Here is a 13,018-nt window from a genome sequence, read left to right on the forward strand (position 1 = left end):
ATTCTCAACCAATTGCCTGGTTCACCTGGTCCGCGAGTTCCTTCATGGCGACGTCGGCCGTCTTCTTGCCGCTCATGATCGATTGCATGGCGTTCACGATGGAGTTGGCCCCCTCGACCTTGCCCCAGGTGGCCACCGGCGGAATCGAACGGGTGTGGTCGGCCTGTTCGGCGTACGCCTTGAACAGAGAGGCGGAGAACGACCCGGTGGCCTTCTCCTGGGCCAGCGCGTCGTTCGTCGCCGGGAGCAGGCCCAGGTTCGAGGTGACCGGCACGAGGTTCTCCTTGGTCATCATGAACTTCACGAAGTCGTTCGCCACCGCCTTGTTGTTGCACTCGCGGAACACGGCGAGGTTGCTGCCGCCGGCGAACGTGTCGTTGTTCCCGCCCGGGCCCTTGGGCAGGACGGCCGTGCCCAGCTTGCCCTCCAGATCGGGGCTCTGCTTGAGAATGGTCCGCAGATCCCACGATCCGCCGACCATCATCGCCGTCTGGCCCAGGCCCATGGACTTGTCGACGTCGGCCGCGGTCCAGGCCGATGCGCCGGCGGGCGACAGGCGATCCTTGGTCAGCAGGTCGGAGTAGAACTGGAACGCCTGGACGGACTGCGCCGAGCCGGCCTCGGAGACCCACTTGTCGCCGCTCTGCTTGGCGATCTCCCCGCCCCAGTTCCAGATCAGCGGCAGGTAGTACCAGTGCGCGCCGCCGATGATGCCGAACCCGTTGACGCCCTGGTGCTTCGCCTGGATGGCGAGAGCGTCCTCGCGCAGCTCCTGCCAGGTGGCGGGGGCCGCGGTCTTACCGATCGCCTCGAGCATGTCCTTGCGGTAGATCAGGGCGCGGACACCGGTGTCGTAGGGAACGGCGTACGACTTGCCCTTGAAGATGGTCGACTCGATCATGCCGGGCACGTAGGTGCCCTGCAGCGTCTTGGGGTCGTTGGCGTAGACCTCGAGGGCGTTGAGTGCCGCAAACTCGGGGGTCCAGGTGTTGCCGATGAGCGCGACACAGGGAACGCTGCCGCCGGCGATCGAGGTCAGGTACGTCTGGTGTGCGTCTTTACCGAGGAACCGGAGGTTCACCTTGGTCCCCGGGTGTGCGGCGGCGTAGTCGTCCGCCAGCTTCTGCATGATTGGCTGCTGGGCGTCCCCGATGGGGTCGCCCATCCAGAAGTCGATGCTTCCCTTGATCTCGCCCGAACTGTTCGCGCCCGAGTCGCTTGCTCCACCACAGGCCGCGAGGGTCAGGGCCCCCGCCAGCCCGATGGCCACGGCGAGACGGCCGCGCCATAACTTCCTTGCACGCATCGCTGCTCTCCTCTGCTGGGGACCGAAGACCTGCCAAGCGCGGGGTACGCGGTGCCTCCGGACCTGTCAACCTGCCCGGCTGTCTGACAGCCGGATAAGTTGTCCCTCAGGGTGCACCGTGGTGAGGTGGATCGCAAGGGCCTCCGCTCGGTTCGTTACGAAGTTTCCTTGCGCCCGGAGCCCCCAGTTTGGTACACACGCGGGAGTGATCAGTTTAGTATCACCGCTGGTCAGAGCGGTGTCGGACGGCCGCAAGGCGGCTCGAAAGGATGCACATGTAGTAACACGACTCAGTATCTTGACCTTGTGCTAGCAGGTCAAGAATGGTTTGGTCGTAGGCATGTTCCTGCGGTTCACCTCGCGGACCAACGCCGACGGCGCGGTGGTGCGCTATGTCGCCCTGGCCCACAACCGGCGGGTGGACGGGCAGATCAAGCCGGACGTACTGATGAACCTGGGCCGGGAGGACCAGGTTGACGTGGCCGGGCTGCAGCGGCTGGCCGCGTCGATCAGCAGGCACTTCGGCGGCGACGATCCGGCCGGTGCCGCGTCGGCGGGTGCGGCCGCCAGGGCCGCGTCGCTGGAGGTCGTCGATGTCCGGACCATCGGAGCCACCTGGCTGCTCGACGCGCTGTGGCACCGCCTCGACGTGGGCGCGGCAGTGCGTGCGGCCACCGGCGCGCGGCGGTTCACCGCCAACCTGGAACGGGTGTTGTTCGCGCTGGTCGCCCACCGGGCGGTGGCTCCGATGAGCGGGCTGCCGGCCACGGAATGGGTGCGCGAGGAGGCCGCCGTGCCGGGACTGTCCACGATGGACGATGAACACGTCCGCCGGGCGATGGATCTGCTCGTGGACGCGGGCACGCAGGCGCGGGTGCAGGAGTCGCTGTTCCTCGCCGTGACCGACCGGCTCGAACCGTTGTTCTTCGACACCGTCGAGTTCGCCTGCGACGACGGGGAGCGGATCGTCATCGGCCTGGCCGCGACCAAGGAAGGCATCCCGGTCCGCTGCTGGTGCTGGCCGGGTGGCGCCGGTGCCGGCTCCGTCCCGGCCGAGGTCCGCGACGACCTGCTGGACCGGCATCCGGGCCGGGTCATCACCGTGGTCGAGCGCGGCTTCTCCGGCGCGGACGACCTGGCCGGTCTGGGCCGCGCCGGCGATCACTACATGGCCGGGATGCGTATGTGCGACGGCAACCGCCTCGTCGAGGCGGTGTTGTCCCGCTCGGGCCGCTACCGGTACGTCCGCGACGATCTGCGCGTGCGAGAGGTCCGCATCGAGGGTCAGGACGCCCGGTTCGTCGTCTGCCACGACCCGGATCAGGCACAGCGCGACCGCCGGCAGCGCGACGAGGCAATCGTCCACGTCCAAGCCGAACTGGCCCGGATCGCCGACCAGTGCGCCGGAGACGAAGCCGGCCGCGTGCGGGCCGAGTGCGCGCTACGCGACCACCCCACCCTCGGCCGCTGGCTGATCCGGCGGCCCGACGGACGCCTGAAGGTGGACCTGGCGAAGGTCAAGACCGAGGCCAGGCTCGACGGCAAGTACCTCATCGCCACCTCCGACCCGCACGTCAGCGCCGAAGACGTCGCCTTGGGCTACAAGAACCTCCTGGAAGCTCGTGACCTCAAGGCGCGGCTGCTGCCCGGAGCGGCCGCCCACCACTCGGGAGACCGCATCCGCGCGCACGTGCTGATCTGGTGGCTGGCCCTGCTGCTGACCCGCGTCGCCGAGCAGTCCTGCGGTCAAACCTGGCGGACCATCAACCGGCAGCTCGGGCGGGTGGCCCAGGTGACCCTCACCGGTCCGGCCGGCACCGTCACCCAGACCACGCCGCTGAGCCCCGAGCAGGCGGCCATCTACCGGGCGCTGACCATCCAGCCGCCGGCCCGGGTCACCGCGTCCGCCCCCGGTCGCCGACGAGCTCGCGGGCATTCTCGGTGAGCACGGCCGAACGATGCTTGTCGCCGAGATACTCGCGCAGGAGGGCGAAGCGCTCGGCCACCTCGTCGAGCGACGAGAACGGGAAGTCCGTTCCCAGCACGACCCGCGAGTCGTCGACGAAGGACAGCAGCGCGCCCAGGTCGGCGGCGGTGTGAGACAGGGCGGTGTCATAGCGGAACGCCGCCAGCGCGCGCAGGACGCCCTGCCCGGCGACGGCCGCGAGCTCCGGCATGCCTTCGGCCAGCACCATGCGCGGAGCGACGACCGGCATCGCGCCACCGCAGTGCGAGAAGACCCACCGGATCCGCGGAAATCGGCGCGGCACATCGGTGAGGAGCAGGTTCGTGATGAGGCGCGTCGAGTCGAAGAGATACTCCAGGACCGACGGCCGGATGGGGATCTCACCCTCGGGCCACCACGCGGGCAGCACCGGGTGCACGTGGATGAAGGCACCCCGGTCGTTCAGGGTCTCCAGCAGGCCGTCGAATTTGGGATGGCCGACGTACGACCCGGCGTAGCTGGTGAGCAGGCCGACGCCGACGAACTCCGGCCGGTCGAACACCCGCTCGATCTCGGTGAGCGCGGCGTCGACCGAGGGCAGCGGCAGGCAGGCAACCGCCGCGAACCGCCCGTCGCCGTCGCGGACCACCTCGGTGAGCTCGTCGTTGGTGTCCCGGCACAGGTCCGTGGTGAAGCTCTGATCGCCGAAGTAGAACCCGGGTGAGGCGACGGACAGCACGGCCAGGTCGATGCCCAGCCGATCCATCATCCGGACCGAGTCCGCCGGCTCCCACACCGGAAACGGTGCGCCCGGCTGAGCCTGGATTCCCAGCGCCGTCAACCGGCTGACGTAGGACGCCAATGGCGCGTGGTGATGAAAGTCGACGATGGTCATGACACCAGCTCTCGGACGGCACGGATGGTTCGCAACAGGTCTTCGGGCCCGCCCGCCTCGTGGCCGTTGAACTGCCACACGGTCATCTCCTTGGGCCCGGCATAGGCATTGTATGCAGCGAAAACGGTGGAAGGCGGGCTCACGACGTCATGCAGGGCGACGCAGAACCGGCCGGGACAGGTGGCTCGCCGGGCGAAGGACACGGCGTCGAAATAGGCGAGGGTCTCGAAGGCGCGCTCCACCGAACCGCGGTGGGCGGCCAGCCATTTGACGATCTCCCCATGGGGACTGTGGTCCGTCACCTCGACCGCGCGCCGGAAGGCGGACAGGAACGGCACGTGCGGCATCGCCAGGCGGACATCGTCCCGCAGGCCGGCCGCCACGAGTGCCATGGCACCCCCCTGGCTGCGTCCCGTCACCGTGATCCGGTCGCGCGCCACGGCCTCGTGGGTCGTCACGGCATCGACGAACCGGTACGCGTCGGTGAACAGGCGGCGGTAGTAGTACCGCTCGGGATCGAGGATGTCGCGGGTCATGAACCCCGGCGCGGACGGGCCCGCCCCGTGCGGGTCCGCGGTGTGGCCGGCCCGCAGGGCGCTGCCCTGGCCGCGGGAGTCCATGACGGCGTGCGCGAAGCCGGCACTGGCGTAGGCGAGCGACTCGACCGGGTGCCCACGTCCGCTGCCGTAGCCCAGGTACTCCACCACGAGCGGCAGGGGGCCGGTTCGCTCGTGCGGCAGCAGCAGCCACCCCCGTACGTCGTCCCCGGCGTATCCGCCGAAGGTGACGTCGTACACGTCAACGGTCCGGACCAGGGCGTCCACCCGCTCGAACCGCGGATTGAGGGGATGTGCGCCCTGTTCGTGCAGGGTCCGGCTCCAGAAGGCGTCGAAGTCCCCGGGCTCGGGGTGCGGGTACTCGTACCGCACCAGTTGATCGAGGGGGAGGTCCACCCGCATATTGCATGACTCCTGTCTGACAGCCCGACAGGAGTCTAAGCAACTGCGACCCCGGCGGGGAAGGGACAACCTGTCATGCAACCTGATAGCCTGCCAGGCGAGTGAAGCCAGGAGCTACAGGTGGAGGAGCGGGCATGGCGCGGACAGTCGCCTCCGGCTACGACGTCATTGCCGTCGCCGGTGACCCGGAAGAGCGGGGATACCAGTACGGCCTCGCGGCGAAGACCCGGATCGAGCACGCGTTGCGGACCTATGCCGACGTGTTCCGGCACTACGCATCGTGGGACTGGGCCACGGTGCGGCGACACGGACTCCGGTTCGCCGGTCCCATCGAGGACTTCTCGCCGGCGTCCGCGCGGGAGATCCGGGCGATCGCCCGCGGGGCCGGCGTCGAGGTGGCCGACATCCTGGCCCTGAACACCCGCAGCGAGATCATGTTCGCCGCTCCCGGACGAGCCCGGGCGTTGGCGTCCACCGAGTGCACGTCATTCGCGCTCACCCCCGAGCGCACGACCTCCGGTGCCGCGCTGATGGGGCAGAACTGGGACTGGATCGAGGGGGCCCGGGAAACCGCGATCGTCCTGCAGGTGCGCCGGGACGACGGGCCGGACTTCGTCACGGTGGTCGAGGCCGGGATGCTGGCGAAGGTCGGGATCAACTCCAGCGGGGTCGGCCTGTGCACCAACACCCTCATCTCGGACGGGGACGAGGGCCGGTTCGGCGTTCCGTACCACGTGCTGCTGCGATCGGTGCTCGACAGCGACAGTGGTGCGGAGGCCGCCCAGCGGATTCAATCCACATCGCGGGCAAACTCCGCAAACTACCTCATCGCGGACGCAGGCGGGTTCTGCGCGGACATAGAGACCGGACCGGGCGACGGCCCGTGCGGCGTGATCACTCCCGTCGACGGCGCAATCACGCACGCCAACCACTTCCTGGTCGACGGTCTCACGGGGGTGGACCGCTATCTCGAGCGCAAGGCGCACACGCGCAACCGGCTGCACCACCTGACCGCGCGCGTGCAGCAACACGACACGCACACGATCGGGAGCCTGCAGGAGGCGCTGGCCGACCACGCGGACGCACCGCACAGCGTGTGCCAGCACCCGGACGCGGCCCAGCCCGTGGCCGAGCGCACCTGCACCATCGCGGGGATCGTGATGGACCTGTCGGCTCGCTCGCTGGTGTACGCCGCCGGCAGCCCGTGCGAGTCGACCTGGTCAGCGCCGGTGCGCATCGATGCCTAGTTCTGACCGACCGGCTGCCCGACAGGCTGTTAACCTGGCAGCCGTGAAGGTGATCCCTGTCGCGCAGCGCACCGCCGCGGAACACGTGCGATCGCAACTCGTCGAACTCATCGAGTCGGGTGAGTTCGCGGTGGGTCAGCGGCTGCCCTCCGAGGCCGAGCTGTCCAAGTCGTTCGCGGTCAGCCGCTCGGTGATCCGTGAGGCACTGCACAGCGTGAACGCGCTCGGCCTCACCCGTTCGTACGCCGGCAAGGGCACCTTCGTCGACGCGCAGTTCGCGCCGTCCCAACTGCTCACCGGCAAGTACCTCCCCCGCGACCTGCACGAGGTCCGCCGGACGCTGGAGGTGCCCTTGGCCGCTCTCGCGGCCGAGCGCCGTTCGCGGACCGACCTCAAGACGATGACCGCGCTGCTCGTGCGGTTCCGTGAGGAGCAGGACCCCTCCATCCGCGTCGGCATCGATGCCGACTTCCACGTGGCCATCGCCACCGCGACCGCCAACCCGCTGTTTCCCCGGCTGGTCTCGGAGCTCCGCTCGGTCCTGCAGGAGCAGGCCATCGCCGCGGCCGCCGTACCGGGCCGGGCGACCCAGGCGGCCGACGAGCACGACGCCATCCTCGCCGCCATCTCGAAGCGCGACGCCACCGCGGCGGCCGACGCGATGAAGCTCCACCTGGCCGCCGTGGAGGACACCGTAACCAAGCCCGGACGCCGGAAATAGCAGCGCACCAAGGGCGTGTTTGAGAAGTGGGTCTATTGTCGTCGGGCCGGCGCCAGCGTCATCGGACCTTGTCCCAGAATTGCCACTCCTTGCCGTCGTGGTCGGGACACTGTTGCCTGAGCTGCTGGCTGGCCAGCGAAGGTGCGCTGCGTTCAGGCCCGACCGGAGTGAAGTGCAACTCGAACGTCCGACCGCAGCTCCCACATGGGATCATGATGTTCATGGCGGTGCGGTTCCAGACCTTGCGCTCCACGTCGGGCGGGATCCAGGGGCTTGGCTCGGTGGCCCAGCCGGCGTCGTAACGCTGCACCGCTTCGACGAACTCCGCGGGCGGCCGGTAGGCGTGAGCGGAGACGTAATGCCAGATCAGCGCTGGCGCCGCGAACATCACGCCCGGCCGGGCCGGCACCCTGATCTCGCGGAACGCAAGCCAGGGTCGGCCGGCTGGCCGCGGATCGGCGATGGCATTCGCGTCAGACGGGCAGAACTCACAGTCGTGGAGGCCGCGCGTCTCGTTGACGGATGGGTTGCCGATGACATCGAGCAACGCGCTGGCGAACCAGTCCGGGACCGGGTCTGTGTCGAACGGCTGCGAGGCGTCCAGCCAGCCGACGTTGAGCCGCTCGTACCGCGGCCGGTAGCGCAGCGTGCCCCAGTCGTGTTTGACGGTGTCGTGGTCGAAGTGCGAGTACGCGTAGGGCGTCAGGTCCGCGAAGTAGGTCACCGAGGCAAGATATGGCGTCGGGTGCGACAAGCAGCCGATGAGGTCGGTCATGCGGTCGAGACCTGCACGTCGGTCAGGCCCGATGAGCAACGCCGCAGTCGGGACGTCCGGCTACCTTGGCGGCATCGACGCCGGCGGTTACACCCGACGACAAACAGACCCACTTCTCAAACCCGCTCTAAGACGTCGGGATCGGTTGCTTACATGGCGGTGTACGGCGTCGACCGTTCGGGCGTGAAGGTGTGGTCCCAGACGTAGGGCGATGCGTCCTGCTCTTCGCCGGGCCACCAGAACACCTCGGCGCCGTCCAGGTCGTCGCCGATCATGTTGAGCGACTCGACCTCGACCAGTGCGACGCGGATGCGGACGCCGTGCGCGTTGACGTAGGTCTGTTCGGCGGCACGCCCGAGCTCCAACGCTCGGGCAAGCGCGCCCGCGTGATCGGTGGCCTTGAACGTGTAGACAGAGACGCTCGGCAGGTAGTAGCCGGCGTCTTCCGTGTAGTGGGCGAACCGTGCCGTCGCGCTGAACCACACCGGCGGCGAGCCGGCACCGCGTCCGTCCATGCCGGCGATCATCCACACCGGCGGCGAGGAACACCAGCCGTTTCACGCACACCGCCGCCACCGCGCGCACACTCGCCGCCGAGCAGTAGGGGCGCGGCGGCGCTGGTGTTCACGAGTGAGGCTCGGTGACGTCGTGGGCGGGGAGGCGCTTCGCGGCCGCGACGCCGGCGATGACGGTGAGCGCCGTGACCACGGTGAGGTACGCGCGGTCCGGCAGGGTGTCGGCGTTGCCGATCAGGCCGAAGACGGTGTGACCGGCCAGTGCCCCGGTGCACGCCGCCACGGTGTGGTGGGAGGTCCAGCCGCCGGCCGCGGACCAGCGGCGCAGCGCGACGAACATGGCGGCGGCCACCACGGCCGCGCCGCACATCGGCAGCAGCGCCCAGGCGCCGTGGGTGAACAGCGGCTGCCGTGCTCCCGCGAACGGCCAGATCGCGCCGAGGAACACCAGCGTCGTCACCGCCGTGAGCGCGCCCAGGACCGCGGGCGGGGGTGGCGTGGCGGGACGCGCGGGGCGGACCCGCACCCGCAGGGCGAGCAGCGTCAGCACGGCGATCGCGGCGGCGACGCCCACGACGGCGGGCAGCGGCATGATGTACCCCGGATCCTCGCTCGGCGGCACCGCGACCCGCAGCAGCGCGGCGCCGAGCAGGGTGACGACGCCGGCCGCGATGACGCCGCCGCGGCGCAGGTACGGCGCCGTGCCGTGGCGGGCGAAGCACAGCTCGGTGAGCGCGACCGGGACCGCGATGCTGAAGGCCGCGTGGTAGACGAGGTTCAGCTCCGCGTACGCGGTGTTGATGCCGAACAGCCGCGGCGCCCAGTCGGCGGCGTTGTACAGGTGCGGGCTGGTCAGGCTCTGCAGGGCCAGGCCCTCCTCGAGCAGGCCGTACGCGACGCCCATGAGCAGCAGGTGCGGGTAGCCGCCGCCCGTATGGCGGACCACCTCGCGCACGAACAGGGCGCCGGCGCTGTAGACGGGGGCGAAGACCAGCCAGGCCCAGGCCAGCCGCAGCGGCACCGTGCCCAGCGTGACCTCGGCGGCGACCGGGGCGAGGACGGCCAGCAGCAGCGCGGCGCGGCGGTTGCGCGGGCGCGGGTCGGGCACCGGCGGGAACGCGGCGCGGACCACCGGCCGGTTGACGGCGGCGATGAGCGCGGCGAGGACGGCGAGCTGGACGCCCTGCACGGCGCGCAGCCACGCCGGGTACTCGGCCGACACGAGCAGCCAGCCGACGGCGACGAAACCCAGGACCGACACGATGCGGACCCGGCGGTAGGCGCGGCGCGCGCCGGCCAGCAGCTGACGGGCCACCCACACGTACAGTCCGGCGACGACGAGGATCGGGATCGGCCGCGTCCACAGGGTGCGGGCGAGCTCGGCCCGGTCCGCGTGCGGGTGCCGGCTCTCCTGGTACGCCAGGACGTCGCCGCGGAAGAGCAGGGTCAGCGCCGCGAAGGCCAGACCGAGCGCGAGACCGGCGACGAGCAGGCCGACGACGACACGAACGGCCCGGCGTTGCTGCGGTGTCATCATGGCACCGACGCTAGGAACATGGCGGCGGCCGCACCTCCATCCGCCGACTGGTCCCGCGTCTCCGACTTCAGGCGGAGGGCCGGGGCCGGACCAGTCCGAGGTCGTATGCGAGCACGACGGCCTGGACCCGGTCGCGGACGCCGAGCTTGCGCAGGATCGACGACACGTGGGTCTTGACCGTCGCCTCGGTCACCACCAGCCGCTCGGCGATCTCGGCGTTGGTGGCGCCGCGGGCGAGCAGCATCAGCACCTCCCGTTCCCGCTCGGTGAGCTGCTCCAACGCGCCGTGCGGGGCCGGCGGCGTCACGTCGGTGGCCGCGAACCGGTCCAGCAGCCGCCTGGTCGCGCTCGGCGCCAGCAGGGCGTCGCCGCGGGCCACGACCCGGATCGCCTCGACCAGGTCGGCCGGGCGGACGTCCTTGAGCAGGAACCCGCTGGCGCCGGCCCGCAGCGCCGCGTACAGCGCCTCGTCGAGGTCGTACGTGGTGAGGATGATGACCCGTGGGGCGCCGGGCCGGCCGGTCAGCCGCTCGGTGGCCGCGACGCCGTCGAGCCCGGGCATCCGCACGTCCATGAGGACCACGTCGGGCCGAGTCTGCTCGACCAGCCGGATCGCGTGTTCGCCGTCGGAGGCCTCGCCGACCACCTCGAGGTCGTCGCGGGCCTCGAGGATCATCCGGAAGCCGGAGCGCACGAGCGCCTGGTCGTCGGCGATCAGCACCCTGATCGTCATGTCGTCACCTCCGCTCCGCGATGCCGCAATCGTGCCGTATCGTCCGCGCCGCGCTCATCGGGCCTGCTCCCCCGTCGGCAGCCGCGCCGTCACCTCGAACCCGCCGCCGGGCGCCGGCCCGGCCCGCAGCGTGCCGCCGAGCAGCGCGGCGCGCTCCCGCATGCCGGGGATGCCCTGTCCGGCGCCGGTGCCGGGGCCGCCGCGGCCGTCGTCGCGGACCTCGACGGACACCTCGGAAGGTCCGCTGCGGATCACCACCTCGGCCCTGCCCGCGCCGGAATGCCGGAGCGCGTTGGTGAGCGCCTCCTGGACGATCCGGTATGCCGACAGCTGCACGGTCAGCGGCACGTCCACGGCGTCGATGTTCTCCCGGTGTACCGTCACCGGCAGCCCGGCGGCGCTCACCGTCTCGGCGAGCCGCTCGACGTCGCCGAGGCCCGGCTGCGGCGCCGCCTGCGCCCCGGCGTCGCCCTCGTCGTCGGCCCGCACGGAGCGCAGGAACCAGCGCAGCTCGGCGAGGGCCTCGCGCCCGGCCTGCTCGGTGCGCCGCAGCGCCTCGCGGGCCCGCGCCGGGTCGACGTCGAACACGTCGTCGGCCGCGGCCGCCTGCACGACCATGACCGACACGGTGTGGGAGAGCACGTCGTGCAGCTCACGCGCGATCCGGGCCCGCTCCTCCAGCACGGCCTGCCGCCGCTCGGCGAGCCGCCGCGCGCCGCGGGCCCGCACCAGCGCGCCCCAGCTCCAGGCGAGCACGACGCCGCCGAGCCACAGCCCGGCCATCGTCCAGCGCCCCCGCGCGACGGCCGGCCCGCAGGCGGCGAGCACCGCGAGGCCAAGCCCCCAGAGCGTCTCGGTGGCGGGCCGCAGCCACGCGTACGTGCACACCGCGACGAACGCGAGGCCCGGGCCCGCGCCGGGGTACAGCACCTGCAGCCCGGCGGCGGCCGCGAGCACGACGGCGGTCCCGAGCCGGTGCCGGACCCCGAGCCACCAGAACCCGGCGGCCTGGGCGAGCACGAGCAGCACCGTTACGGTCCGCCCGGCGGCCCCGGTCACGACCAGCGGTGCGGGCGTGAGCAGCGGCGCCGACACGACGACGGCGCCCACGGCGGCGGCGACCCGCCAGCGCCGCGAGAAGCGCGCCGTGTAACCGTCCCCCATGCCGCCGTACGTTACCCGCGGTCCCGCTTGCGCGGGCTGCTCCGACTGCCGGGCCTCATCCTGAAGTCGTAGACGCAAGACCCGTCTCGAGACGGGTGTGCCCGGTCCCGCGAATTCGTACGGTTGATGCATGACCGCTGCGAAGTGGTCGTTCACGAGGGGGGATTTCGATGAGGACGAACGAGAACGCGTGGAGCGGGACCGTCGCGAAGAAGTCGCGCGCGCTGCTCGACGGCTCCAACCTCTACCGGCGCCTGAAGGTCCGGCTCGACGACGGGACACACCTGGATGTCAAGGTCGACCGGGAGCTGTGGAGCCAGCTCGAGGTCGGCGACCGGGTCGTGAAGGCCGAAGGCGGGCAGCCACGCCGCGGCTGACCGGTCCACGGAAGTTGCTTGCGGTCTATGTAGGGTGGTCTCGACCGAATGGTGCTGAATGCCATGCGGAGAGCCGAAAAAGCACGAAATGTTCAGAGGACGGATCCTGCAGGCAGGCATCGCGATCTGCGTCGTTGCCGTCGCCGTCCTCGGGTCGGGCTCCGCCGCCAGCGCGGCCCCGAATCGACTACAAGTACGCACCCGTGACCGGCAACGGCAGCTGGTGCGGTGGGACCACGGGCAAGTGGTTCACGATCGGCACCTTCACCCTGGACGCGAGCACGACCCCCGGCGGCATCACCAACGTCCAGATCATGGTCGTCGACCAGACCCACAAGGGCTCGGTGATCGTCGACTGCTACCGCAGCGCCTCACTGTGCCTTTGAGCAGTACCGTGCTGTGGTGATGGAGTCGGTCCCGGAGCTTGTCGCGCTGCCTCAGCCGAGGGCGCTCACCGAGGCGGAGCGGGCCCTGGTGGTCCGGCTGGTGGAGTTCGCCGGTGTCGCTGAGCTCGGCGAGCAGGTCGCGACGGTGCGCGTGGTCTCCGTCTGCCGGTGTGGCTGCGGGTCGGTGGGGCTGCGCAGCGACGGGCCGCCCGTTCCCGCGGCCGTGGTCGCCCGGCTGAGCGCCAACGGGCGCGACGACTACTTCGCCGTGTCGGCGTCCGGCGGGGGCGACGTCAGCGTCGTGCTGCACGTCGGCAGCGGGCTGGTCGTCGAGCTGGAGCTCTTCGCGGGCGAAGGCGTCCAGGTCGCCCCGCCGCGCGCCGACGGACTGACCGGCCTCTGGATCGGCTGACCCGGACGCCCGCGGGTGGGTCACCGGGCTGCGCCCGGGCCCGGAA

At 70.8% G+C, this 13,018-nt stretch carries 14 protein-coding genes; 6 read left to right on the forward strand and 8 right to left on the reverse strand.

Features of this window, described 5'->3' with window-relative positions; translation table 11 throughout:
• Positions 1 to 4: 4 nt before the first annotated feature.
• Positions 5 to 1,270 (reverse strand): extracellular solute-binding protein, encoded by a 1,266-nt coding sequence (locus AB0J72_RS18305; protein ID WP_363400109.1) that lies wholly within the window; start codon positions 1,268 to 1,270, stop codon positions 5 to 7.
• A 376-nt stretch (positions 1,271 to 1,646) separates the two neighbouring features.
• Between AB0J72_RS18305 and AB0J72_RS18310 the strand changes: the two genes are divergently transcribed.
• On the forward strand, positions 1,647 to 3,251 hold the full coding sequence (locus AB0J72_RS18310) for a hypothetical protein (protein WP_363400111.1): 1,605 nt from the start codon (positions 1,647 to 1,649) through the stop codon (positions 3,249 to 3,251).
• On the opposite strand, the gene AB0J72_RS18315 is transcribed toward AB0J72_RS18310, so the two are convergent.
• Complete coding sequence (locus AB0J72_RS18315) at positions 3,202 to 4,146, reverse strand: amidohydrolase family protein (protein ID WP_363400113.1); 945 nt, start codon at positions 4,144 to 4,146, stop codon at positions 3,202 to 3,204. The two genes, AB0J72_RS18310 and AB0J72_RS18315, sit on opposite strands and share 50 nt — an antisense overlap.
• Positions 4,143 to 5,105 (reverse strand): acetylxylan esterase, encoded by a 963-nt coding sequence (locus tag AB0J72_RS18320; RefSeq protein WP_363400115.1) that lies wholly within the window; start codon positions 5,103 to 5,105, stop codon positions 4,143 to 4,145. Before AB0J72_RS18320 ends, AB0J72_RS18315 begins: the two co-directional genes overlap by 4 nt.
• 134 nt (positions 5,106 to 5,239) lie before the next feature.
• Here AB0J72_RS18320 and AB0J72_RS18325 point away from each other — a divergent pair, with 134 nt between their 5' ends.
• Entirely contained in the window at positions 5,240 to 6,352 is a 1,113-nt protein-coding gene (locus AB0J72_RS18325) for a C45 family peptidase (RefSeq protein ID WP_363400117.1), read from the forward strand.
• 43 nt (positions 6,353 to 6,395) lie between these two features.
• Entirely contained in the window at positions 6,396 to 7,073 is a 678-nt protein-coding gene (locus AB0J72_RS18330; RefSeq protein WP_363400119.1) for a FadR/GntR family transcriptional regulator, read from the forward strand.
• Positions 7,074 to 7,131: 58 nt separating this feature from the next.
• Here the strand turns inward: AB0J72_RS18330 and AB0J72_RS18335 are convergent, their stop codons facing one another.
• The 5 genes from AB0J72_RS18335 to AB0J72_RS18355 all read right to left on the reverse strand — a co-directional run bounded on the left by AB0J72_RS18335 (position 7,132) and on the right by AB0J72_RS18355 (position 11,797).
• Positions 7,132 to 7,848: a hypothetical protein gene (locus tag AB0J72_RS18335; protein ID WP_363400120.1), complete on the reverse strand. Its 717-nt coding sequence runs from the start codon at positions 7,846 to 7,848 to the stop codon at positions 7,132 to 7,134.
• A 149-nt stretch (positions 7,849 to 7,997) separates the two neighbouring features.
• Positions 7,998 to 8,363: a DUF4288 domain-containing protein gene (locus AB0J72_RS18340; protein ID WP_363400122.1), complete on the reverse strand. Its 366-nt coding sequence runs from the start codon at positions 8,361 to 8,363 to the stop codon at positions 7,998 to 8,000.
• A gap of 109 nt (positions 8,364 to 8,472) precedes the next feature.
• Entirely contained in the window at positions 8,473 to 9,900 is a 1,428-nt protein-coding gene (locus AB0J72_RS18345; protein ID WP_363400124.1) for a hypothetical protein, read from the reverse strand.
• A 67-nt stretch (positions 9,901 to 9,967) separates the two neighbouring features.
• Complete coding sequence (locus AB0J72_RS18350) at positions 9,968 to 10,633, reverse strand: response regulator transcription factor (RefSeq protein ID WP_360568937.1); 666 nt, start codon at positions 10,631 to 10,633, stop codon at positions 9,968 to 9,970.
• A 54-nt stretch (positions 10,634 to 10,687) separates the two neighbouring features.
• Entirely contained in the window at positions 10,688 to 11,797 is a 1,110-nt protein-coding gene (locus AB0J72_RS18355) for a histidine kinase (protein ID WP_363400126.1), read from the reverse strand.
• A gap of 170 nt (positions 11,798 to 11,967) precedes the next feature.
• On the opposite strand from AB0J72_RS18355, the gene AB0J72_RS18360 reads away from it, so the two are divergent.
• From AB0J72_RS18360 to AB0J72_RS18370, 3 genes are all read left to right on the forward strand, one after another.
• On the forward strand, positions 11,968 to 12,174 hold the full coding sequence (locus AB0J72_RS18360) for a hypothetical protein (RefSeq protein WP_363400128.1): 207 nt from the start codon (positions 11,968 to 11,970) through the stop codon (positions 12,172 to 12,174).
• Positions 12,175 to 12,377: 203 nt separating this feature from the next.
• A complete protein-coding gene (locus AB0J72_RS18365; protein ID WP_363400129.1) occupies positions 12,378 to 12,560 on the forward strand; it encodes a hypothetical protein in 183 nt (60 codons plus the stop codon).
• A gap of 16 nt (positions 12,561 to 12,576) precedes the next feature.
• Positions 12,577 to 12,972, forward strand: coding sequence for a hypothetical protein (locus tag AB0J72_RS18370; RefSeq protein ID WP_363400131.1), 396 nt, complete (start codon positions 12,577 to 12,579; stop codon positions 12,970 to 12,972).
• Positions 12,973 to 13,018 lie beyond the last annotated feature (46 nt).

Origin of the sequence: Dactylosporangium sp. NPDC049742 (assembly GCF_040674675.1) — a bacterium.
Taxonomy (GTDB): domain Bacteria; phylum Actinomycetota; class Actinomycetes; order Mycobacteriales; family Micromonosporaceae; genus Dactylosporangium; species Dactylosporangium maewongense.

Bases quoted from the DNA above. Each gene is read 5' to 3' on its own strand.
- AB0J72_RS18335 (WP_363400120.1), bottom strand. From the start codon at position 7,848: ATGACCGACCTCATCGGCTGCTTGTCGCACCCGACGCCATATCTTGCC.
- AB0J72_RS18345 (WP_363400124.1), bottom strand. From the start codon at position 9,900: ATGATGACACCGCAGCAACGCCGGGCCGTTCGTGTCGTCGTCGGCCTG.
- AB0J72_RS18340 (WP_363400122.1), bottom strand. From the start codon at position 8,363: ATGGACGGACGCGGTGCCGGCTCGCCGCCGGTGTGGTTCAGCGCGACG.
- AB0J72_RS18355 (WP_363400126.1), bottom strand. From the start codon at position 11,797: ATGGGGGACGGTTACACGGCGCGCTTCTCGCGGCGCTGGCGGGTCGCC.
- AB0J72_RS18315 (WP_363400113.1), bottom strand. From the start codon at position 4,146: ATGACCATCGTCGACTTTCATCACCACGCGCCATTGGCGTCCTACGTC.
- AB0J72_RS18325 (WP_363400117.1), top strand. From the start codon at position 5,240: ATGGCGCGGACAGTCGCCTCCGGCTACGACGTCATTGCCGTCGCCGGT.
- AB0J72_RS18350 (WP_360568937.1), bottom strand. From the start codon at position 10,633: ATGACGATCAGGGTGCTGATCGCCGACGACCAGGCGCTCGTGCGCTCC.
- AB0J72_RS18310 (WP_363400111.1), top strand. From the start codon at position 1,647: ATGTTCCTGCGGTTCACCTCGCGGACCAACGCCGACGGCGCGGTGGTG.
- AB0J72_RS18320 (WP_363400115.1), bottom strand. From the start codon at position 5,105: ATGCGGGTGGACCTCCCCCTCGATCAACTGGTGCGGTACGAGTACCCG.
- AB0J72_RS18360 (WP_363400128.1), top strand. From the start codon at position 11,968: ATGAGGACGAACGAGAACGCGTGGAGCGGGACCGTCGCGAAGAAGTCG.